This is a genomic window from Pedococcus sp. P2_E5, assembly GCF_056403895.1.
On record NZ_JBFUEP010000015.1, the window covers coordinates 1 to 20770 of the forward strand.

Below are 20770 nucleotides of genomic sequence, written 5' to 3' on the forward strand. Positions count from 1 at the left end.
GCCCAGCACCGCCCTGCCGCACCACCGACGCTGCCGGCACCCACCCACCCTGCCCGCACCCACCGCGAGTGAGAACACCACCCGAATGGCCACCCTGAACCAGTGGATCGCCGGCGCGCGCCCGCGTACCCTCCCCGCCGCCATCGCCCCCGTCGTCGCCGGCACTGCCGCAGCCATCCCGCTCGACAAGGCCAGCTTCGGCCTGGCCCTGCTCGCGGTCCTCGTGTCGCTCGGCCTGCAGGTCGGGGTCAACTACGCGAACGACTACTCCGACGGCATCCGCGGCACCGACGGCGAGCGGGTCGGCCCGGTCCGGCTCGTCGGCCAGCACCTCGCGGACCCGAGCAACGTCAAGCTCATGGCGTTCTCGTTCTTCGGCGCCGCCGCCCTGGTCGGGCTCGCGCTGGTGGCCATCACGGAGGCGTGGATCATGATCCCGCTCGGGGCGCTGGCCGTCGTCGCCGCCTGGAAGTACACCGGCGGCGACAACCCGTACGGCTACCGCGGCCTCGGCGAGCTCTACGTCTTCCTCTTCTTCGGCCTGATGGCCACCCTCGGCACGCTCTACACGCAGGCCCACCGGCTCACCTGGACGGGTCTGGCGTGCGCCGTCGGGGTGGGCGCGATCGCCACGGCCATCCTGGTCGCCAACAACCTGCGCGACATCCCCACCGACCGCGAGAGCGGCAAGCTGACCCTGGCCGTCCGGCTGGGTGACCGCGGCACCCGCGCCTTCTACGTCCTGCTGCTGGTGGTCGCCGCGGTGGCACTGCTGGCCGTCGGGCGCGACTACCCGTGGGCGCTGCTGGGGCTCCTCGCCTTCGGCATCGTCGGCAAGCCGCTCAAGTCCCTGCTGTCCGGTGCCACCGGGCGCGACCTCGTGCCGGTGCTCGCCGCGACCGGCCTCTTCGAGATCGGGTATGCCGTGCTGCTGGCTGTCGGGATCGCCGTCAGCCACTAGCCAGTCGGGTCAGCGGTACTCGGCAGGTCCGCGTTCGTCCTCGGCGTCCTCGGCCTCTTCATCGGCACCGTGCACGGCAGGTTTGCCCGCCTGCTTGGCCTCGACGCGACGCTGCAGGCGCTCGGCGATCGCCGTGGTGCCCTCCTCGCGGAACCGGGCGAGCACGAAGAAGGACAGCACCATCGAGATCAGCGCGCTGAGGACGAGCAGCATCCACTGCTGGTCCTGGTCACGCAGCCCGAGCAGCCACAGCAGCGACAGCACGCCGAAGAAGATGAGCAGGCGAAGGACGGAGTAGCGAAGCATGTGGTGATGAATCCTTACAGGCCTGAGTAGGAGTGCTGGCCGACGAAGAAGACGTTCACGACGGCGAAGTTGACGATGATGCAGGCGTAGCCGGCCAGGGCGATGTAGGACGCCGTCTGGCGGGTGATGCCGCTGGTCGCCCGCGAGTGGAGGTAGGCCGCGTAGACGACGAAGATCACGAAGGTCCAGACCTCCTTGGGATCCCAGTTCCAGTACGACGCCCACGCCTGGCGGGCCCAGATGGCGCCGGCGATGAGGGTGAAGGTCCACAGCGGGAACGCCACGATGTGCAGGCTGTAGGCCGTCCGCTCGATGGACGCGGTCTCCGGGAACCGGTCCAGCACACTGGCCCGGCCCGACCGCTCGAAGGCGTCCTTGAGCAGGTAGACGACGCTCAGCGCGGCCCCGATGGTGAAGACCGCGGTGGCGAGGGTGGCCACGGTGACGTGGATGACCAGCCAGTAGCTGCGCAGGGACGGCATCAGCTCGGCTGCCTCGGTGTACCAGACCGCTACGGCCATCCCGAGGATGAGGAGCACCGGACCGGTGATGAACAGCCCGAGCCAGCGCAGGTCACGCCGCGTGGACCAGATCGAGTACGCCAGCACGGTGAACATCGAGCCCATCACGGCGAACTCGAACATGTTGCCCAACGGCCAGCGGTGCACCGCGAGGCCGCGCAGCAGCACCGAGAGGACGAGCAGGAAGCCGCCCAGCCACGTCGTGCTCGAGGCAATGCCTGCCGCGGTGAGCGCCCGCCGCGACAGCTCGTCCTCGGTATGCCGCGTGGGCGCGACCGGAGCCCCGGCACCGCCGCCGCTACCGGCGCCGGCCGCCACCAGCTCGCTGTCGCGGTCGCCGACCAGGGCCGGGCTGTCGTCACGGCCACGGTCTCGGGCGGGGAGCAGGGCTGCCAGGTAGATGGCGTGGCACACCATCGCGATGGTGAAGACCGCCATCGCCGAGTAGAGGCTCAGGTTGGCGTAACCGGCCAGGCTCTCGTTGGTCATCCTCGTGCGTCCAATCTGCTGTCCAGCTCGGGTTCAGGCGCCGCGTCGGTGTTCACGTCGGGTTCCGGGTCGGTGCCCCTGGTGCGCTCTGCGTCGGCATCGGCGTCGGCGTCGGTGTCGAATCTGGTGCCCAGGGTCGCGACGAGCCGGTCCACCACGTCCTGGAGTCCCTCGTCGTCGCCCTTGGCGAGGCCGCCGACGGCTACCACGGTACGACCCGGCACCGTGGCGGGGGAAACCCGCACGAACACCCGTCGCCGCCGGATCACCAGCGAGGCGATCAGGCCGGCCAGGGCGAGCAGGGCGGCTGCCAAGGTGACGAACTTGCCTGGGTCGTGACGGATCGAGAGTCCCGCGAACCGCTCGACGCCGTCGAAGCTGATGCTGCCGCGGCCGCCGGGCAGCTGGTAGGTCTGACCCGGCTCGAGCCAGATCCGCAGCGGGTCACCCTTGTCGTTCCTCAGCTGGGTGAGCTCGGCGATGTCGAGGACGTAGACCGACTGCGGGCGCCCACCGGGGAGCAGGTCACCCTCGTAGGCGGTCAGGGCCAGCGCCGGCTTCTTCGCATCGGGGAAGACCGAGATCGGGCCGCTCTCCTTGTCGATGACGGCCGTGGGCAGGAAGAGGCCGGAGAAGCCGAGCTGGTTGGGCTGGGCCCCCGTGACCTTGATGACCCCGACGGACGTGTAGTTGTTGTCCCTCGCCAGGAACGGCGTCGCGCCGTGGTAGATGCTGGTGCCCTTGGCATCCCTCACCGTCACGACGGGGGCGTAGCCGTTGCCCAGCAGGAAGACCCCGGCGCCGTTCATCTCCAGCGGGTGGTTGACCTTGATCGTCGACTTCTCCGCCGGGGCACCGGGAGTCGCCTTGGTCGTGACGTGCGCCGTGAAGTCGCGCGGCTGGCCGAACTGCCCGCGACCGGTGACGGTCTCCTCGAAGGTCGCGTCCAGCTGGTCGACCGTGAGCTGGAACGGCGACAGGCTGGTCGGGTCGACCAGGGGGCCGGGACTGAAGGTGTCGTAGTTCCCGAGCGTGTTGGCGAACGACTCCCCGACCGGGACGATCACGTCCCCCTTCCAGCCGAACAGGTGCCCGATCGCGACGCCGATGATCACGAAGATCAGCGCCAGGTGGAAGACGAGGTTGCCCGTCTCCTTGAGGTAGCCCTTCTCGGCGCTGACCGAGGTCTCGTCGTGGTTGACGGTGCGGAACCGCTTGCCCCGCAACACGTCCCGTGCCGCGTCGATGACCGCGTCGGGCGTGCCGGCCACCTCGACCGTGCCACTGGCGGGCAGACGGGCGGGCCGGGCCGGCGCCTTGGGCGGTGAGGACCTCATGGCCTTCCAGTGCACCTTGCTCCGAGGCAGGACACACCCGACGAGCGAGATGAACAGCAGCAGGTAGATCGCGGCGAACCACGGGGACGCGTAGACCTCGAAGAAGCCGAGCTTGTCCAGCCAGCGCCCCGCGTCGGGGTGGTCCGCGATGTACTGCGCCGTCCGGGCGGCGTCGATGCTGCGTTGCGGCCAGATGGAGCCGGGGAGCGCCGCGATCGCGAGCAGGAGCAGCAGGAACAGCGCCGTGCGCATGCTCGTGATCTGCCGCCACATCCAGCGCAGCCAGCCGACCAGGCCCAGTCGTGGCTGGGTGATGGAGTCGGTCACCTCAGATCACCGTCCGGAACCCGGCGACCAGCGTGGTCTGCACGTGGCGGGTGATCGACTCCCAGAGCCCGGTCACGAGCAGGATCCCGACGACGAACAACAGTGCACCACCAAAGAGCTGTATGCCGCGCTGCCGCTTGCGCAGGAACGCGGAGACCCGGCCGAAGCGTTCGTAGCCCGCGGCGATGAGCAGGAAGGGGAGGCCGAGGCCCAGCGAGTAGACCAGCGCCAGGACGATCCCCCGGGTCACCGCCGACTGGTTGTCCGTCGCGGCGGCGAGCACCATCACGGCGCCCAGGGTGGGACCGGTGCAGGGCGCCCAGCCCAGGCCGAAGACGGCCCCGAGCAGTGGCGCCCCGGCGAGCCCGGACGCTGGACGGCGGTGCAGCTTGAGCTCGCGCTGGGAACCCGCACCGATGAACACCAGGGCCATGAGGATGACGATCACCCCACCGACCCGCATCAGCACCTCGCGGTGCCGGATCAGGCTGGCGCCGATCCCGGCGATCACCACGGTGGTCACCAGGAACACCACCGTGAACCCGAGGACGAACAGCAGGGCACCGAGCACCATCCGGTGCCGCTTGCGCTCCGCCAGCGACTCGTCGGACAGTCCCGTGACGTAGCCGAGGAAGCCCGGGACGAGGGGCAGCACGCAGGGCGACGCGAACGACACCAGACCGGCGAGGAGGGCGACCGCCATCGCCACCGGCAGGGCGCCGGAGGTCACTGCGTTCGCCGCGTCAGCACTCATCGGAAGTCAGTCACCAGTCACAGTCAGAGGGGTCTACTGCTCGGCCAGGACGTCGTCGACCAGCCCGGTGAGGGTCGACGCCTTCACTTCGCCGCTGACGCGGGCGGCGATGCGTCCGGTGCGGTCGAGCACGAGCGTGGTGGGCGGTGCGGTGACCTTGCCCTGCAGCGCGAGGATGGTCAGCCCGGCCGGGTCGTCGAGGGACGGGAACGGGATGCCCCACCGTTTCGCCGTCGCCCGACCCGAGTCGGCGTTGTCGCGGTAGTTGATGCCCATGAACGCAACCGGCTTGTCGGCCGCGGCGATCTGCTCGGCAGCCTTCCTCAGCTCGGGGGCCTCGCTCTGGCAGGGCGGGCACCACGAGGCCCAGACGTTGAGCACGGCGACCTTGCCCACCACGTCCTGCGACGACCACTGCTGGTTGTCGAGGGTCGTGCCGGTCAGGACGACCGGCTTCTGGCGCTTGGCCGCAGGGATCGTCTCGAAAGCGCCGTCCTGGGAGACATAGCCCTGCTGGTTGCCCGACTTCGCCTGCCCCGCAATGGAGTTGGGGTCGTCGCTGCACGCGGACAGCCCCACGACGAGCAGGGGCGCCGCGAGCAGCACGGCCGCACGCGGCATACGCTCGCGGGTCATCCGGTGCCGCCGTGGGACTGGGCGAGGAGCGAGGCGGCCGGCTCGGAGTAGGTGATCGACTCGAGCTCGTCGCCGACGTACGTGAGGGTGTTGAGGGAGGCGAGGCGGCACTCGCGTTTGCGCGGGTCGTGCCACAACCGCTTGCCCATCAGCGCGTTGCGAGCGGTCCAGATCGGCAGCTGGTGGGACACGATGACGGCCTCGTGGCCGCGCGCGGCGTTCCTGGCGTCGGCGATCGCGGCGGACATCCGCTCGGCGATCTCGGCGTAGGCCTCACCCCACGACGGACGCAGCGGGTTGACCAGCTTGGACCAGTGAGCGGGGCGGACGAAGTCCAGCGGCTTCATCTCGCCGACCCGCTCGCCCTCGAAGGAGTTGGCCGCCTCGATCACGCGGTCGTCCGTGGTGATCGGTATGCCGTGTGCCTCGGCGACCGGTGTGGCCGTCTCCTGCGCGCGCAGCAGGGAGGACGCGACGACGTGGGTGACGTCGTGGTCGGCGAGGTGGTCGGCGACGGTGCGCGCCATCTCGTGACCGAGGTCGGAGAGGTGGTAACCGTCGAGCCGTCCGTAGAGGACGCCGTCGGGGTTGTGCACCTCCCCGTGGCGCATGAGGTGCACCACGGTGCGGTCGGTTGAGGTGATCACGAGTCGATTGTCGCAAACGCCTCGGCAGCGGCCGACGCCGCTGCCGGGATCGCCGCCAGCACCCGGTCGACGGCCGCCTCGTCGTGGGCTCCGCTGACGAACCAGGACTCGAACGCGCTCGGGGGCAGGTAGACCCCCTGGCTCAGCATCGAGTGGAAGAACGCCGCGAACGCCGGGACGTGCTGGGCCCTGGCCTCGTCGTAGTCGGTCACCTGGCCGTCACGGAAGAAGAGACTGAACATGCTCCCTGCTCGCTGGACGACGTGCGGGACGCCCGCTGCCCCGAGGTGCTCATGGAGGCCTGCCGTGAGCGAGTCGGCCACCTCGTCGAGCCGGGCGTACAGGGCGGGTGTGCACTGCCGGAGGGTGGCCAGCCCGGCGGCGGTCGCGACCGGGTTTCCGGAGAGGGTGCCCGCCTGGTAGACCGGCCCGACCGGCGCGAGCAGCGCCATCACGTCGGCCCGTCCGCCGAAGGCGGCGGCCGGGAAGCCGCCACCCATGACCTTGCCGAAGGTGAACAGGTCGGGTGCGCCGCCGGCATACCCCTGCTCCCCCGCCTCGAGGCCGAACCACCCGGCCTCGCTGCACCGGAAGCCCGTCATCACCTCGTCGGAGATGAGGAGCGCGCCGTGGGCGGCAGTGATGCGACGCAGCCCCTCGGTGAAGCCCGGGGCGGGTGGGACGACGCCCATGTTGCCGGGGGACGCCTCGGTGATCAGGGCTGCGATCTCGGTGCCACGCTCGGCGAAGGCGGCCTCCACGGCGTCGAGGTCGTTGAACGGCAGCACGATCGTCTCGGCGGCCATCTCCTTGGGCACGCCGGCCGAGTCGGGCAGCGCGAAGGTCGCGACGCCCGAGCCGGCCTGAGCCAGGAGGGAGTCGACGTGACCGTGGTAGCAGCCGGCGAACTTCACGACGAGGGAACGACCCGTGTAGCCGCGCGCCAGCCGGATGGCGCTCATCGTCGCCTCGGTGCCGCTGGAGACCAGGCGCACCTGTTCGACGGGAGCCACCCGGCGGACGATCTCCTCGCCGAGGGCGACCTCGTTCTCCGACGGGGTGCCGAAGGAGAAGCCCTTGGCCGCGGCCTCGCTGACCGCCCGCTGGACCTCCGGGTGGCCGTGGCCGAGGATCATCGGCCCCCACGAGCAGACCAGGTCGACGTACTCACGACCGTCGGCGTCGGTGAGGTAGGGCCCCTGGCCGGACACCATGAACCGCGGCGTCCCACCCACGGCCCGGAAGGCGCGGACCGGCGAGTTCACGCCACCGGGCGTCACGGCCAGGGCTCGCTCGAGGAGCGCCTGCGAGGCCGGTGCGTCGAAGGGGTATGCCGTCATGGGGCCAGTGTCCCAGCCGGACCTGAGTGCCTGCGCCCCTGGGGTCAGGCGGTGCCGACGCGCCGGGCGTCCACCTGGGTCTGGGCCTCGTGGGCCACGGCTTCGCGGGCCACCGCGGGGTGCTCACCCTCAGCGCCGCCCGGCGCCAGGGCCGCCCGGATCGCGTCCATCGCCTCTCCCAGGGCCTTGAACAGCGGCGCCGGGACGGGGTCGATGACCGAGCGCCGGACACTGGCGACGTGCACCCGGGCCATGTCCTGCACGGCCTGCCACCCGGTGTCCGTGAGCACCAGCTCCACACCTCGCCTGTCGTCGAGGCAGGACTCGCGCACCACCCAGCCGCGCTTCTCGAGGCGGGAGGCCGTGTGGGTCAGGCGGGACCGCGACTGCACGACGAGGTCGGCCAGGCTCGACATGCGCAGTCGGCGGCCGGGGCTCTCGGACAGCATCGAGATGATCTCGTACTCGGTCAGCTGGACGCCGTGCGACTGCAGGTCACGGTCGAGGGCCTCCTCGATCAGGCGACTCCCCCGCAAATAGGCACGCCAAGCCCGCTGTTCGTCGTCGCTGAGCCACTGCGGCTCACCGGTGGGAGTGCTCATGAGCGTGAAGTATGTCATCTCGCAAGATAGTTGAAATATAAATGAGGTCTGCTATGTTCGAAGAGATGAAGCGTTCGGGAACTGCCCGGTCGCACCCACCACCACAGGAGACCCCCATGGCAACCATCAACGACCTCCCCACCGGCACCTGGACCGTCGACGCCTCGCACAGCGAGATCGGCTTCGTCGCCCGTCACCTCATGGTCACGAAGGTCCGCGGCCAGTTCAAGGACTTCGAGGGCACCGTCAAGGTCGGCGACGACATCACCGACTCCCAGGTGACCGCCGTGGCCCAGATCGCCTCCGTCGACACCGGCTCCGCCGACCGCGACGCCCACCTCAAGTCCGGCGACTTCTTCGACGCCGAGACCAACCCGACCATGAGCTTCACCTCGACCGAGGTCACCCCGGACTCGCTCACCGGCGACCTGACGATCAAGGGCGTGACCAAGCCGGTCACCTTCGACCTGGACTTCACCGGTCTGGCCACCGACCCGTGGGGCAACGAGAAGGCCGGCTTCGAGGCCTCCACCGAGATCAACCGCAAGGACTGGGGCCTGGGCTGGAACGTCGCCCTCGAGGGTGGCGGCGTGCTCGTCTCCGAGAAGGTCAAGCTCAACCTGGACATCCAGCTGACCAAGGCCGCCTGACCCAGCACCCAGCGACACCGAGCCCGGCACAGGGCTCACACAGACTGACGAACGGGCCGGTTCGGGGGAACCGGCCCGTTCGTCATGTCTGATCCCACTTCTGGCCACCCATGCCGCACGTCGGCGTCGAATCCGGCTGGGCGTGCCGCACCAGTGGCCAGAAGTGCGGGGAGGGGCTTGACGGGTATGCCGAGTGGAGGCAGTCCCGCGCGCACGTGCCGGGTATGCCGCGTGGCTGGGTCAGGGGCGCAGGAGGCGGGCCGCGTCGATCGCGAAGTAGGTCAGGATGATCCGGGCCCCGGCGCGGCGGATGTTGAGTAGCGACTCCATCATCGCCCGATCGCGGTCGATCCAGCCATGGGCCGCGGCCGCCTCGACCATCGAGTACTCCCCCGAGATCTGGTAGGCCGCCACCGGCACCGTCGACACCGCCGCGGCAGCCGCCACGATGTCGAGGTGGGGCCCGGCCGGCTTCACCATCACGATGTCGGCGCCCTCGGCGATGTCGAGCTCGAGCTCGCGCAGCGCCTCGGTCGCGTTGGCCGGGTCCTGCTGGTAGGTCGCCCGGTCGCCGACGAGCGAGGACTGGACGGCCTCGCGGAACGGGCCGTACAAACCCGAGGTGTACTTCACGGCGTACGCGAGGAGGACGGTGTCGGTGAAGCCCTCCGCATCGAGGGCCGCCCGGACGTGGGCGACCTGGCCGTCCATCATCCCCGAGAGCCCGAGCACGTGGGCGCCGGCGCGGGCCTGCGCGAGGCCCATCGCGGCATACCGCTCGAGCGTGGCGTCGTTGTCGACCCTGCCGCTGGCGTCGAGGACGCCGCAGTGGCCGTGGTCGGTGAACTCGTCGAGGCACAGGTCGGCCATCACGACGAGCCGGTCGCCCACCGCGTCGGCGACGGCTCGAAGCGCCAGGTTGAGGATGCCGTCCGGGTCGTCGGCGCCCGAACCCACAGCGTCCTTGGACGTCGGCACGCCGAACAGCATGAGCCCGCCGAGCCCCGCGTCCGCCGCCTCGCGGGCAGCGACGACCAGCGACTCCAGCGTGTGCTGGACGACGCCGGGCATCGCCGAGATCGGCTGGGGTGCGTCGATGCCTTCGCGCACGAAGACAGGCAGCACGAGCTCGGCCGGGTCCAGCCTCGTCTCGGCCACGAGCCGCCGCATGGCCGGCGACTGCCGCAGCCGACGGGGCCGGATCACCGGCCCCGTCGAGTGCGCGTGGTCAACCATGCGGGACGACTACTTCGCCCGGCGGCGTGACGCCGACTTCTTCGCGCTGGGACGCACGACGGGCTCGCCCGCCTCCGCCGCGGCAGCTGCCAGCCCCAGGCCGTAGTCCGCGAGCGCGTCGACCAGCGAGTCGGACGACGCCTCGGGCGCGAGGACGTCGACCCGCAGGCCGTGCTCCTCGGCCGTCTTGGCCGTCGCCGGGCCGATGCAGGCGATCACCGTGGACGGGTGCGGCTTGCCGGCGATGCCGACGAGGTTGCGCACCGTCGAGGACGACGTGAAGACGGCAGCGTCGAACTGTCCACCCTTGATGGCCTCACGGATGTGGGCGGCCGGCGGAGCGGCGCGCACCGTGCGGTATGCCGTGACGTCGTCCACCTCCCAGCCCATCTCCTGCAGGCCGGCGACGAGGGTGTCGGTGGCGATGTCGGCGCGCGGGAGGAAGACCCGGTTGATGGGGTCGAGCACCTCGTCGAACGGCGGCCACTCCTCGAGCAACCCGTTGGCGGACATCTCACCGGACGGCACGAGGTCAGGCACGATGCCCCACTCACGCAGCGCGGCGGCGGTCACGCCACCGACGGCAGCGATCTTGAGTCCGGCGAAGGCACGGGCGTCGAGCCCGAACTCCTCGAACTTCTCCCGCACGGCCTTCACGGCGTTGACCGAGGTGAACCCGATCCACTCGTAACGACCGGTGACCAGGCCCTTGACCGCACGCTCCATCTGCTGGGGGGTGCGCGGCGGCTCGACCGAGATCGTCGGGACGACCTCGGCGGTCGCGCCGAAGGACTCCAGCCGGGCAATGGTCGAGCCGGACTGCTCCTTGGTGCGGGGCACCAGGACGTTCCAGCCGAACAGCGGCTTGGTCTCGAACCAGGACAGGTTCTCGCGCATCGCCACCGTCGTGCCCACCACGGCCAGGGCGGGGAACTCCAGGGTCTTCATGACCTTGGCGACCTCACCCAGGGTGGTGACGCGGGTGGCCTGCCGGATCGTCGTGCCACGCTCGGTGAGGGCCACCGGGCTGTTGGCCGACCGACCCGCGGCCAGCAGCTTGGCGAGTGCGACGCCGAGGTCGTCAGGCTGGCCGAGCAGGACCACGGTGACGGAGTCGGCCACCGAGGTCGACCAGTCGACGTGCCGGTCGTTGGCGGAGATCACGTGCACGGCCGGCGAGCTGCTCGAGGTCAGCGGGATGCCCGCGTAGGCAGGGACGGCCGAGACCGCGCTCACGCCGGGGACGATGTCGAAGCCGATGCCGGCCTTCTGGCACGCGAGGGCTTCCTCGGCGAGGCCGTTGAAGGTGCCCGGGTCGCCGTCCATGAGCCGGACGACCAGGCCGCCGCTGGCGGACTTGGCGGCCTTGACGACGAGCTTGGCCCTCATGGCGTGGGTTAGTGGCTGCCCGTGCTCGCCGTGGCCGGCGTCGATGATCTCGACGTCCGCGCGGCAGTAGCGGGCAACGACGTCCTCACGAGCCACCTGGTCGATGACGACCACGTCGGCTGCGGCGAGGAACTCCAGGGACCGCACCGTCATGAGTCCGGAGTCGCCGGGGCCGGCGCCGACGAAGGCGACGCGTCCCGGGACCCGGCTCTGACGAGGGGTCTGGTGGGTGGTGGGCTGGGTCGAGCGCGTGGGGCTCACAGTGCACGCTCCGTGCTGTCGTGTTCGGGTATGCGGTCGGTGCTGCTCTCGGGGCCGGCGAGCGGATCGGGTCCGGTCGCCCCGGGTGGGTCTGGCGGCGGCGCCTCGGGAAGGCGGCTCGCTGGACCGTCGCCGGACGGCGTCGGTCGGGCAGGGGGGCGGTCCGCGGGTCCCTGCAGGAGGTCGGCGCCGTCCTCGAGCAGCACGGCGGCGAGCCGTCGGCCGAGGGCCTCACCGTCGTCCACGCCGCCCACGAGGGACCGGCGCAGGTCGAACGACCCGTCGACGGCACCCACGAAGGCCCGCAGGGACAGCTCGAGCCCGTCCTCACCCTCGACGATCTCGGCGAGTGCTCCGACAGGTGCCGAGCAGCCTGCCTCGAGCGCCGCGAGCACAGCACGCTCAGCGGTCACGCACGCGCGGGTGTCGGGGTCGTCGAGGACCGCGACCGCGTCGCGGGTGGTTTCGTCGTCGGCCCGGCACTCCACGGCCAGTGCGCCCTGGCCGGGGGCCGGCAGCATCTGGAGGGGGTCGATGGCCTCCGCGACGTCCGCCAGCCGCCCGAGCCGGGCCAGCCCCGCGCGCGCCAGCACGACACCGTCGAGGGCGCCGTCCCTGACCAGACCGATGCGGGTGTCGACGTTGCCGCGGATGTCCTTGAACGACAGCCCGAGTCCGAGGGCCGCGAGCTGGGCGACGCGGCGCGGCGAACCGGTGCCGACGACCGCACCCTCGCCGAGCTCACCCAGGGTGCGACCACCGGAGGAGACGAGCACGTCGCGCGGGTCCTCACGGACCGGGAGGGCCGCCACGACCAGGCCGGGCTCGGGCGTGGTCGGCAGGTCCTTGAGCGAGTGCACGGCGAGGTCGACCTCGCCCGCGAGCAGGGCCCGCCGCAGCGCGGCGGCGAACACCCCGGTCCCTCCCATCGAGGCGAGCGAGGCGGTCGAGGTGTCTCCCTCGGTGACGATCTCGACCAGCTCGACGGCATGGCCTCGGGCGCGCAGCTGGTCGGCCACCCAGGTGGACTGGGTGGTGGCCAGGGGGCTGCGGCGGGTGCCGAGACGCAGGGCGAGGGGTGCGGCGGCAGGTGCGCTCACGGCATACCTCCACGCTCGGGCGGGGGCACCGACGCGGTGACGGCTTCGCCGGGGCGCAGGTCGAACAGGTCGCGCAGGGCCTGCGCGTAGTCGGCGCCCTCACCGCCCACGGCGCGTTCCTTCATGCGGACGGTGGGCGTGTGCAGCAGCTTCTCGACGATCCGGTGGACAGCGAGCTGGACCTCGGCACGGGTGACGTCGTCGAGGTCGGGGAGCCGCTGGTCGAGCCGGTTCAGCTCGCCCGCGACGACGTCGGCGGCGTGCGACCGCAGCGCGGCCACGGTCGGCGCGACCGTCTCCGCCGCCCGCGAGGTGAGGTATGCCGCGACCTCACCGATGACGAGGTCCGCCACCTCACGCACCTGCGGCGGGGTCTGGCCGCCGGAGAGCTCCTCGCCCAGCGCACCCAGACCCGCGAGGGTCACCCCGCTCAGCGAGGCGACCTCGGGGGCGACGTCATGGGGAAGGGCGAGGTCGATGTAGGCCTGCGGGCGTCCGGCGCGGGCCACCTGGGCGTCCCCTGCCGTCGCGAGGTCGACGACCACGCCGGTCGACCCGGTGCACGAGATGACGACGTCGGCGCCGGCGAGGGCGGCAGAGAGGTCGTCGAGCGGTCGGGCGGAGCCGCCGGTGCGCTCCGCCAGGCGGATCGCCTTGGCCAGCGTCCGGTTGACGATGGTGAGTCCTGCGGCGCCGCGGCGCGAGACGGTCGTGGCGGCCAGCGAGCTCATGCCGCCGGCACCCACGACGAGGACCTTCAGCCCGGCCAGGGATCCCAGCTCACGTTCGGCGCGGGCCAGTCCCGCCTCGACGAGGGAGACGCTCACGGCGTCGATCCCGGTCTCGGTGTGGGCGCGCTTGCCGACCCGGAGCGCCTGCTGGAAAAGGGTGTTGAGCGCGGGGCCGGCATGTCCGGCCTTCTGCGACTCGCGCAGGGCGGTGCGCATCTGACCCAGGATCTGGGCCTCACCCACCGCCATCGAGTCCAGACCGCAGGCCACCGTGAACGCGTGCGCGATCGCCCGGTCCTCGTAGTGCACGTAGAGGTGCTCGTGCAGCTCGTCGCGACCCACGCCGGTGACCTCGGTCAGCGCGTCCGAGATGTCGGTGACCGCGCCGTGGAAGGTCATCGACTCGGCATAGACCTCGGTGCGGTTGCACGTGGACACGACGATCGCCTCGGTGAGGTTCTCGCGGCCGGTGAGGCTGGCGGCGAGCGCACGGCGTCGGTCGGCGTCGAGCGACATGGCCTCGAGCAGGGGCAGCGGCGCGGTGTGGTGGGACAGGCCCAGGATGACCAGGCTCATCGGCCGACCGCCTGCGCGACGTGGTCGAGCGCGCCGTCGGCGACGTGGTCGAGCGCGCCCTCGGCCGCGAGCGCCCTGCGCTGCTCGTGGAAGGCGAGGATCTGCAGCTCGGTCGAGAGGTCGACCTTGCGGACGTCGACGTCCTCGGGCACGACGAGCACGCACGGGGCGAAGTTGAGGATCGAGCGCACCCCGACGGCCACGAGCTGGTCGGCGACGTCCTGCGCCGAGGCGGCGGGCGTCGCGATGACACCGATGGCCAGGCCCTGGTCGGCCACCAGCGACCCGAGGGCGTCCATGGGCTGCACGGTGATCCCGGCGATCTCCTGCCCCAGCAGGGCGTCGTCCTGGTCGAGCAGCGCGACGACGCGGAACCCGCGCGTGGCGAAGCCGCTGTAGGCCGCGAGCGCGTGTCCGAGGTTTCCCATGCCGATGATGGCGACGGGCCAGTCCTGGGTGAGGCCGAGCTCGCGGGAGATCTGGTAGGCGAGGTGGTCGACCTCGTAGCCGACCCCGCGCACGCCGTAGGACCCGAGGTGGGACAGGTCCTTGCGGAGCTTGGCACTGCGGACTCCGGCAGCGGAGGCCAGCTCCTCGGAGGACACCGACGTGATCCCGCGCTCCGCGAAGCCGGTCAGGGCGCGGAGGTACTCGGGTAGCCGTGCGACCGTGGCGTCGGGAATACCCCGACGGGCGCTCGGGTCGGCAGACACAGTCTCTTCCGGCTCCTTCTCATCACGGGCAGTCCGCGCCTGGCTGGAGCGGATGGGAGCCTCGCCAGATTACGCTTTTGTGAACGGATGCACAAAGTCACAAGCGACCGTCTCACCAAGCACGTGAGCCACGTCACTACGTGCTCGTGAGCGCGCTCCTCAGCCGGGTCTCGTCGACCCGCCAGTAGTCGTGCTGGCGCCCGTCCACGAAGGTGACCGGGATCTGCTCCCAGTACTGCTCCTTCAGCGCGGGGTCGTCCTCGATCGACAACTCCGCCCAGCCCACGCCGAGCTCGGCGGCAACCCGCTCGATGACGGCCCGCGCCTCCTCGCACAGATGGCACCCGGGCTTGCTGACCAGGGTGATGCGGGGGGCGGCCGGGGAGTCTTCGGTGGAGTCGAGGGACACACCGTCAGCGTATGCCGGGTGGTCGCCTTCCCCGGCACCGCACGAGGGGAGGCATGACGGAAGCAGGCGACGCGCTGTGCACTGCCCCAGACGTCTGGGGCAATGCACAGTCTCCTCGCCGCCACCCTAGGCTGGCCGGCATGACCGAGCGGGCCCGCGAGCTGGACCAGGCGCTCACCATCCCGCGAGACCCGACCGCCGCCGCGTTCTTCGACGTCGACAACACGGTGATGCGGGGAGCGAGCATCTGGCACCTGGCACTCGGCCTGTGGCGCCGGGACTTCTTCACCGTGCGCGACGTGAGCGCCATGGCCTGGAAACAGCTCCGCTTCGCCGCCCTCGGGGAGAACCTGCAGCACGTCGAGCAGATCCGGGAGCAGGCGCTGGGTTTCATTGCCGGCCACTCGGTCGCCGAGATCGGCGCCATCGGTGAGGAGATCTTCGACGAGGCGATGCACGACAAGATCTGGCCGGGCACCCAGGCGCTGACCCGCATGCACCTCGACGACGGCCAGGAGGTCTGGCTGGTCACGGCGACGCCGGTGGAGGTGGCCCAGGTGATCGCCGACCGCCTGGGTCTGACCGGGGCACTGGGTACGGTCGCCGAGTCGGTCGACGGCATCTACACCGGTCGCCTATCGGGCGAACCCCTGCACGGGGTCGCCAAGGCGACGGCGATCGAGGCGCTGGCTGCCGAACGTGGTTTCGACCTGAGCCGGTGCGCGGCCTACTCCGACTCCGCCAACGACATCCCCATGCTGTCCCTCGTGGGCCACCCGTGCGCGGTCAACCCGGACGGCGCCCTGCGAGACCACGCCAGGGCCAACGGCTGGACGGTCCGCGACTACCGCACCGGGCGGCGAGCAGCCAAGGTCGGCGTCCAGGCGGTGGCCGCCACCGCGCTGGCCGGGGCCCTGGCAGCTGCCGCGACCCGCCGCCGCTCGCGCTAGCGGCGCGCCCCGACGCCCCGACGCCCCACCCGCCCCACGAGACCTCCTGGGCACCGCGGCATACCGGGATGTCACGGGATGTGTCGCAGGTCTCCTGACAATCTGGCCGATATCGGGGAAACTGTCGGTTCAGGAGGCCCTCATCCGGATTCGTGCACCACGCAGCGCCGCGAGACGACTCGCGGTCCCTCGTCCTGCCCTCCGGGCCGGTCGACCTGCTGGTGTCAACGGTCCGCTCTGGGCAACGAGCCGCCCGGCCCTCGGTTACGCCACGGCGGGCGACCACGGCATGGGAGCAGCCACCGCGGACTTCCTCGGCACGCTGCGGGTGCTGCTGAGCCTCGCTGGAGACGCGGGCACGACAGGCACGGCCGGCACCCTCTCCGGCGGTGGCCACGGGGGCGCCGGCGGCGGTTCGGCGGCGCGCGCCGGTTTCGGGCCGGGCGAGGCCCCCCAGGACTTCGAACGGATCTCGGCGCTGGTCGAGCTCGCCCAGCGTGGCGACGCCGAGGCGTTCGGCATGCTCTACGAACGCTACGTCGACGTCGTCTACCGCTATGTCTACGTGCGGGTGGGCGGCAAGCAGCTGGCCGAGGACATCACCTCCGAGACCTTCCTGCGGGCGCTGCGCCGGATGGACTCCTTCTCCTGGCAGGGCCGCGACATCGCGGCCTGGTTCATCACCATCGCCCGGAACCTGATCACCGACAACRCCAAGTCGGCGCGCTTCCGCATGGAGGTCACCACCGCCGACATGCTCGACGCCGACCGTCGCGTGGACGCACCCGACCAGGAGGTGCTCGACCGACTGCGCGACCAGCGCCTCCTCGCCGCCGTCAAGGGCCTCAAGCCCGAGCAGGCCGAGTGCGTCGTGCTCCGGTTCCTGCAGGGCCTGACCCTCGCGGAGACCGCGAAGGTCCTGGGCAAGTCCGAGGGCGCCGTCAAGCAGCTCCAGCTCCGCGCCGTGCGCGCCCTGCACCGGGAGCTCGCCGATGTCGACATCTGAAACCCGCGAGTTTCGCTACGTGGCGACGCGTAACTTCCGGCGTTGCCGCTCGTTCTCAGCACGACACCATGACCGGGACATCATGACCGGGGACACCGGGAGCACCACCACCGGGAACATCGCAGGGAACATCGCAGGGCTGGGGAGGGAGAAGCCGACATGCCATTGCTGAACCGTTCGGCAGACCGTTTCCAGCGCGCCCTCGAGGGCGAGCGCATCACCGACGCCCACCTCGTCGAGCTCGTCGAGACCAGCCGCCATCTCGTGGACCTCGTCCCGACCATCCCGGCGCCGGACGCCGTCTTCGTCACGACCCTGCGCGACCGGCTGATGGTCGAAGCCGCGCGGATGCCCGCACCGAGCCCGGTCGCCGCCAGGGCCGCGGCCGCCCGTCGTGCCGCCTCCCGGAACACCCCTGTCGTGGTCCTGGTGGGCCGTGGCCTCCCCCGCCTGGTCGCCGGCGCCGCCGCCTCGGCGCTGCTCGTCGGTGGCATCGTCGGCGCGGTCTCCCGCAGCGCCGTGCCCGGCGACGCGCTGTACCCCGTGAAGAGCTGGCTCGACGGTGTGGCCGTCCGGCTCGCCGACAACGACTTCGACCGCGGCCAGACCTACCTGTCCCAGGCCCAGGGACACATCTCCGACGCCCGTGAGCTGTCCGAGCTCGAGCGCGAGGACCCCACCGACGTCAACGTCGCGCTGGAGGGAGCCATCGACACGGTGCGCAAGGGGCGGCAGGCTCTCGACACCTCGTATGCCGCGACCGGCAACCCCCAGTCCCTGATCGCCATGCACGACTTCACCGAGCGGGCCCTCCCGCAGATCGACGCCCTCAAGGCGGAGGTGCCCGCCGCATCGCAGCTGACGCTCGGCCAGCTCGAGGCCCTGCTGCGTGACACGCAGGAGAGCACCTCGCGGCGGATCGCCGCGTGCGGCAGCGCCTGCAGCGACAACCTCTCGTCGACGCTCGGCCCGAGCTCGCTGCCCGGTGCCGCGACCACCTCGGGCCCGTCCGGGTCACCCACCGGCGGCGCGTCCGGTGGCATCACCGTGCCCAGCACGGCCGTCACCGCGCCCGGGGGCGGCGTGCTGCCCGGCGGCTCGAGCAGCTCCGGAGCGGTCGTCGGCGGCGGCAGTGCCAGCCTGTCGACGGGTGGCGCGAGCGTGGGCCTGCCGACCGTGAGCGCTTCCGTCCCGGGAGTGCCCTCGGCCACTGCCACGGTGCCACTGCCGTCGGCTTCGCTCGGCACCGGGGGCGCCAGCGCCACGGTCCCGAGCAGCACCCTCGGCCCGGTCACGTTGCCCGGCGCCACCGTCACGCTCCCCTGATCCAGCCCTGAGGCCAGGCCGCGTCAGAAGAAGACGGACCGCCGCTGCATGAGCAGGGAGTAGAGCGTCTGCTGGATCGTCTCGCGCACCTGGTCGGTGAGGTCGAAGACGAGCATCGGGTCGTCGGCGGCGTTCGGCCCCAGGTCAGCGGTCTCCACCGGCGCCCCGAACTCGATGATCCACTTGCTGGGCAACGGGATCAGGCCCAGCGGGCCGAGCAGCGGCCAGGTGGGCGTGATCGGCGCATAGGGAGCCCCGAGCAGTCGGGCCACGGTCTTCATGTTGCCGATGATCGGATAGATCTCCTCGGCGCCGACGATCGAGCACGGGATGATCGGCGCGCCCGTCTTGAGCGCGGCGGAGACGAAGCCGCCTCGCCCGAACCGCTGGAGCTTGTAGCGCTCGCTGAACGGTTTGCCGACCCCCTTGAAGCCCTCCGGCCAGACCCCGCACAGCTCGCCGCTGGACAGCAGCCGCTCGGCATCGGGGTTCGCGGCCAGCGTCGAACCCGACTTGCGGGCCACCTGCCCGACGACCGGCGTCTGGAAGACCAGGTCGGCGCCCAGCATCCGCAGGTGGCGGTGCGCCGGGTGCTCGTCGTGGACCGCGACCTGGGTCATCAGCGAGTCCATCGCAATGGTGCCGGAGTGGTTGGCCACGACCAGGCCGCCACCCTCGGCGGGGATGTTCTCGATGCCGCGGACCTCGACGCGGAACCAGGACCGGTAGAGGGGTCGCAGGACGGGCAGGTAGAAGTGCCTCGTGAAGTCCTCGTCGAAGCCGAACTCGTCGACGGTGTAGTCGCCCGTCACCCGCCGACGCACGAACGACAGCAGCGACGCGATGTGGCGCTCGACGTCGTCGGACGAGATCCCCGCCACCTCCGAGGCCACCCGTACCGCGGCGATGCCCGCGGTCAGCAGCTCCTCGACGCCCGGCGCGATGCTCCGCGAGGCAGCCGGTTCCGCAACGTCCACCGGCACGACGGTCTCGTCGGTGACCGCCTTGAGCGTGCGCACCTTCGCCTCGGCGGTATGCCGGGTGCTCGCGGTGCCGGCTCCGGTCACCTCCCGCGGGGGCCGGGTGGGCTTGGCGGGCTTGGCGGGGCGGGTGGTGCGCCCGCCGGAACGGGAAACCGCCTTGCGGGTGGGGATCGCCTTGGCCACCGGCCGTGGCCGGTGTTTGCCGCTGGCCGTCGTCGGCGTGGTCGCCGAGGCGACAGCTGCGGGTGCGGGTGAAGGCGCGGGTGCGGTCGCGGGTGCCGCTGCGGGGCTTGCCGGGTCTGCCGACGCGAGCAGGGGTGTGCTGCGACGCTTGGCGCGCTCGCCCGACGCGCGTGCGGCGCCCGCCGCGAGAGCACTCTTGCGGGCGGTGGGTTTCGCCGAGTTCTTGGGTGTCGCGGCCATCAGTCATTCCTCCCTGCAGCCCACACGTGGCTGATCGCGCCGGCGGCACTCTCCGCGGCGCCGGTGACGGCCGACCCGAACAGCCCCGCCCCCGGGATCGCTGAGCCGACCCCCTGCGCATAGTCCGCGAAGGCCGCGCGGGTCGTGTAGTCCGGCTCGTACCCCAGCACCTCACGCATCCGTCGGGTGTCCAACCCGCGGCCGTAGGCCAGGAACTGGATCTGGTCGCTGCTGAAGTCGGCGAGTCCGGACCGTTTGACCAGGTTGCCGAAGATCCCGGCCGCGGGCATCGGGACGGGGATGATCGGTCGACCGGCCATGCCGGCCGCCTGGCTCACGGTGATGACGCCGTCGCCGGCGATGTTGGTGATGCCCGTGCTCGGCCCCGTCGTGGCGAGCAGCAGCGAGCCGATGGCGTCGCTCTCGTGCACGAACTGCAGGCGGGCGTCGTAGCCGAAGGGCACCGGCACGACCGGCAGGGCGAAGTAGTCGGTCAGGGACGTTCGGATGCCGCGGCCGATGATGTTGGCGAAGCGCAGCATGGAGATCTCCACGTCGGGACGGCGACGCGAGAAGCCGCGGACGTAGCCCTCGACCTCGACCGAGTCCTTGCCGAATCCCGCTCTGGGCAACGACTTCGGGCCCATGTCCTCGGTGAACATGGCCGGGTCGCGCGGGCTGGAACCGTAGATGGCCGCGGACGACTTCACGACGAGGCGCTTGATGCTCGACGCCTTCTGGCACGCAGCGAGGAGCTGCATCGTGCCGATGACGTTGATCTCCTTCTGCGACGTCCGGCCACCGGCGTGGGTCGGCGTGGCGATGACGTTCATGTGCACGACGGTGTCGACCTCGGACTGCGCGATGATCTTGCCGATCATCGGGTTCCGGATGTCGGCGCGGACGAACTCGGCCCGGCCGATGTCCCCCGGCGGCGGGATGACGTCGACGCCGATGACGCGCTTGACCGTGGGGTCCTGGGTCAGGGCCCTGGCGAACTGCCCGCCGAGGTAGCGCGAGACACCCGTCACGAGGACGACCTCAGCCACGATCCCTCCCGGTGGGTCCGATGGGCGCGAGGCTCGCGACCCGTCCCA

Annotated in this window: 21 protein-coding genes; 5 read left to right on the forward strand and 16 right to left on the reverse strand. The window is 71.3% G+C overall.

Features of this window, described 5'->3' with window-relative positions; genetic code table 11:
* Positions 1 to 961: 1,4-dihydroxy-2-naphthoate polyprenyltransferase (locus tag AC1DVZ_RS06665; RefSeq protein ID WP_477617395.1), on the forward strand; the 961-nt coding region annotated here is incomplete at its 5' end.
* A gap of 9 nt (positions 962 to 970) precedes the next feature.
* On the opposite strand, the gene AC1DVZ_RS06670 is transcribed toward AC1DVZ_RS06665, so the two are convergent.
* From AC1DVZ_RS06670 to AC1DVZ_RS06705, 8 genes are read right to left on the reverse strand one after another with little or no spacing between them, the layout of a single operon-like run.
* On the reverse strand, positions 971 to 1267 hold the full coding sequence (locus tag AC1DVZ_RS06670) for a DUF4229 domain-containing protein (RefSeq protein WP_477617396.1): 297 nt from the start codon (positions 1265 to 1267) through the stop codon (positions 971 to 973).
* A gap of 14 nt (positions 1268 to 1281) precedes the next feature.
* On the reverse strand, positions 1282 to 2277 hold the full coding sequence (gene ccsB / locus AC1DVZ_RS06675; protein ID WP_477617397.1) for a c-type cytochrome biogenesis protein CcsB: 996 nt from the start codon (positions 2275 to 2277) through the stop codon (positions 1282 to 1284).
* Positions 2274 to 3941 carry a cytochrome c biogenesis protein ResB gene (gene resB, locus AC1DVZ_RS06680; protein ID WP_477617398.1) on the reverse strand — a complete coding sequence of 556 codons (1668 nt, stop codon included), beginning with the start codon at positions 3939 to 3941 and terminating at the stop codon, positions 2274 to 2276. The genes ccsB and resB overlap by 4 nt, the downstream gene beginning before the upstream one ends.
* Position 3942: 1 nt before the next feature.
* Complete coding sequence (locus tag AC1DVZ_RS06685) at positions 3943 to 4695, reverse strand: cytochrome c biogenesis CcdA family protein (protein WP_477617399.1); 753 nt, start codon at positions 4693 to 4695, stop codon at positions 3943 to 3945.
* A gap of 33 nt (positions 4696 to 4728) precedes the next feature.
* On the reverse strand, positions 4729 to 5331 hold the full coding sequence (locus tag AC1DVZ_RS06690) for a TlpA family protein disulfide reductase (protein WP_477617400.1): 603 nt from the start codon (positions 5329 to 5331) through the stop codon (positions 4729 to 4731).
* On the reverse strand, positions 5328 to 5942 hold the full coding sequence (locus AC1DVZ_RS06695; RefSeq protein WP_477617467.1) for a histidine phosphatase family protein: 615 nt from the start codon (positions 5940 to 5942) through the stop codon (positions 5328 to 5330). Before AC1DVZ_RS06695 ends, AC1DVZ_RS06690 begins: the two co-directional genes overlap by 4 nt.
* 32 nt (positions 5943 to 5974) lie before the next feature.
* On the reverse strand, positions 5975 to 7318 hold the full coding sequence (hemL, locus tag AC1DVZ_RS06700; RefSeq protein WP_477617401.1) for a glutamate-1-semialdehyde 2,1-aminomutase: 1344 nt from the start codon (positions 7316 to 7318) through the stop codon (positions 5975 to 5977).
* 44 nt (positions 7319 to 7362) lie between these two features.
* Positions 7363 to 7920 carry a MarR family winged helix-turn-helix transcriptional regulator gene (locus tag AC1DVZ_RS06705; RefSeq protein ID WP_477617402.1) on the reverse strand — a complete coding sequence of 186 codons (558 nt, stop codon included), beginning with the start codon at positions 7918 to 7920 and terminating at the stop codon, positions 7363 to 7365.
* 116 nt (positions 7921 to 8036) lie between these two features.
* Between AC1DVZ_RS06705 and AC1DVZ_RS06710 the strand changes: the two genes are divergently transcribed.
* On the forward strand, positions 8037 to 8570 hold the full coding sequence (locus AC1DVZ_RS06710) for a YceI family protein (protein WP_477617403.1): 534 nt from the start codon (positions 8037 to 8039) through the stop codon (positions 8568 to 8570).
* A gap of 240 nt (positions 8571 to 8810) precedes the next feature.
* Here the strand turns inward: AC1DVZ_RS06710 and hemB are convergent, their stop codons facing one another.
* The 6 genes from hemB to AC1DVZ_RS06740 form a co-directional block, all read right to left on the reverse strand.
* Complete coding sequence (gene hemB / locus AC1DVZ_RS06715) at positions 8811 to 9806, reverse strand: porphobilinogen synthase (protein WP_477617404.1); 996 nt, start codon at positions 9804 to 9806, stop codon at positions 8811 to 8813.
* Between the two features lie 9 nt (positions 9807 to 9815).
* Positions 9816 to 11456 carry a bifunctional uroporphyrinogen-III C-methyltransferase/uroporphyrinogen-III synthase gene (locus AC1DVZ_RS06720; RefSeq protein WP_477617405.1) on the reverse strand — a complete coding sequence of 547 codons (1641 nt, stop codon included), beginning with the start codon at positions 11454 to 11456 and terminating at the stop codon, positions 9816 to 9818.
* Positions 11453 to 12556, reverse strand: coding sequence for a hydroxymethylbilane synthase (gene hemC, locus AC1DVZ_RS06725; protein WP_477617406.1), 1104 nt, complete (start codon positions 12554 to 12556; stop codon positions 11453 to 11455). The genes AC1DVZ_RS06720 and hemC overlap by 4 nt, the downstream gene beginning before the upstream one ends.
* Positions 12553 to 13863: a glutamyl-tRNA reductase gene (locus tag AC1DVZ_RS06730; protein ID WP_477617407.1), complete on the reverse strand. Its 1311-nt coding sequence runs from the start codon at positions 13861 to 13863 to the stop codon at positions 12553 to 12555. The genes hemC and AC1DVZ_RS06730 overlap by 4 nt, the downstream gene beginning before the upstream one ends.
* Positions 13860 to 14576, reverse strand: a complete 717-nt coding sequence (locus AC1DVZ_RS06735; protein ID WP_477617408.1) for a redox-sensing transcriptional repressor Rex — start codon at positions 14574 to 14576, stop codon at positions 13860 to 13862. Before AC1DVZ_RS06735 ends, AC1DVZ_RS06730 begins: the two co-directional genes overlap by 4 nt.
* Before the next feature lie 136 nt (positions 14577 to 14712).
* A complete protein-coding gene (locus AC1DVZ_RS06740) occupies positions 14713 to 14985 on the reverse strand; it encodes a glutaredoxin family protein (protein WP_477617409.1) in 273 nt (90 codons plus the stop codon).
* Positions 14986 to 15125: 140 nt separating this feature from the next.
* Between AC1DVZ_RS06740 and AC1DVZ_RS06745 the strand changes: the two genes are divergently transcribed.
* The 3 genes from AC1DVZ_RS06745 to AC1DVZ_RS06755 all read left to right on the forward strand — a co-directional run bounded on the left by AC1DVZ_RS06745 (position 15126) and on the right by AC1DVZ_RS06755 (position 18267).
* The gene (locus tag AC1DVZ_RS06745) at positions 15126 to 15935 is read left to right on the forward strand and encodes an HAD family hydrolase (protein ID WP_477617410.1); all 810 of its coding nucleotides are present in this window, start codon (positions 15126 to 15128) and stop codon (positions 15933 to 15935) included.
* A gap of 289 nt (positions 15936 to 16224) precedes the next feature.
* The gene (locus AC1DVZ_RS06750; RefSeq protein WP_477617411.1) at positions 16225 to 16941 is read left to right on the forward strand and encodes a sigma-70 family RNA polymerase sigma factor; all 717 of its coding nucleotides are present in this window, start codon (positions 16225 to 16227) and stop codon (positions 16939 to 16941) included.
* A gap of 159 nt (positions 16942 to 17100) precedes the next feature.
* Positions 17101 to 18267: a DUF5667 domain-containing protein gene (locus tag AC1DVZ_RS06755; RefSeq protein WP_477617412.1), complete on the forward strand. Its 1167-nt coding sequence runs from the start codon at positions 17101 to 17103 to the stop codon at positions 18265 to 18267.
* A 23-nt stretch (positions 18268 to 18290) separates the two neighbouring features.
* Here AC1DVZ_RS06755 and AC1DVZ_RS06760 read toward each other — a convergent pair whose 3' ends face one another.
* Both AC1DVZ_RS06760 and AC1DVZ_RS06765 read right to left on the reverse strand, forming a co-directional pair.
* Entirely contained in the window at positions 18291 to 19673 is a 1383-nt protein-coding gene (locus AC1DVZ_RS06760; protein WP_477617413.1) for a lysophospholipid acyltransferase family protein, read from the reverse strand.
* A complete protein-coding gene (locus AC1DVZ_RS06765) occupies positions 19673 to 20722 on the reverse strand; it encodes an NAD-dependent epimerase/dehydratase family protein (RefSeq protein WP_477617414.1) in 1050 nt (349 codons plus the stop codon). Before AC1DVZ_RS06765 ends, AC1DVZ_RS06760 begins: the two co-directional genes overlap by 1 nt.
* Between the last annotated feature and the right edge of the window lie 48 nt (positions 20723 to 20770).

Bases quoted from the DNA above. Each gene is read 5' to 3' on its own strand.
- AC1DVZ_RS06690 (WP_477617400.1), bottom strand. From the start codon at position 5,331: ATGACCCGCGAGCGTATGCCGCGTGCGGCCGTGCTGCTCGCGGCGCCC.
- AC1DVZ_RS06760 (WP_477617413.1), bottom strand. From the start codon at position 19,673: ATGGCCGCGACACCCAAGAACTCGGCGAAACCCACCGCCCGCAAGAGT.
- ccsB (WP_477617397.1), bottom strand. From the start codon at position 2,277: ATGACCAACGAGAGCCTGGCCGGTTACGCCAACCTGAGCCTCTACTCG.
- AC1DVZ_RS06755 (WP_477617412.1), top strand. From the start codon at position 17,101: ATGCCATTGCTGAACCGTTCGGCAGACCGTTTCCAGCGCGCCCTCGAG.
- AC1DVZ_RS06685 (WP_477617399.1), bottom strand. From the start codon at position 4,695: ATGAGTGCTGACGCGGCGAACGCAGTGACCTCCGGCGCCCTGCCGGTG.
- AC1DVZ_RS06695 (WP_477617467.1), bottom strand. From the start codon at position 5,942: ATGCGCCACGGGGAGGTGCACAACCCCGACGGCGTCCTCTACGGACGG.
- AC1DVZ_RS06730 (WP_477617407.1), bottom strand. From the start codon at position 13,863: ATGAGCCTGGTCATCCTGGGCCTGTCCCACCACACCGCGCCGCTGCCC.
- hemL (WP_477617401.1), bottom strand. From the start codon at position 7,318: ATGACGGCATACCCCTTCGACGCACCGGCCTCGCAGGCGCTCCTCGAG.
- AC1DVZ_RS06705 (WP_477617402.1), bottom strand. From the start codon at position 7,920: ATGAGCACTCCCACCGGTGAGCCGCAGTGGCTCAGCGACGACGAACAG.
- AC1DVZ_RS06670 (WP_477617396.1), bottom strand. From the start codon at position 1,267: ATGCTTCGCTACTCCGTCCTTCGCCTGCTCATCTTCTTCGGCGTGCTG.
- AC1DVZ_RS06745 (WP_477617410.1), top strand. From the start codon at position 15,126: ATGACCGAGCGGGCCCGCGAGCTGGACCAGGCGCTCACCATCCCGCGA.
- AC1DVZ_RS06710 (WP_477617403.1), top strand. From the start codon at position 8,037: ATGGCAACCATCAACGACCTCCCCACCGGCACCTGGACCGTCGACGCC.
- hemB (WP_477617404.1), bottom strand. From the start codon at position 9,806: ATGGTTGACCACGCGCACTCGACGGGGCCGGTGATCCGGCCCCGTCGG.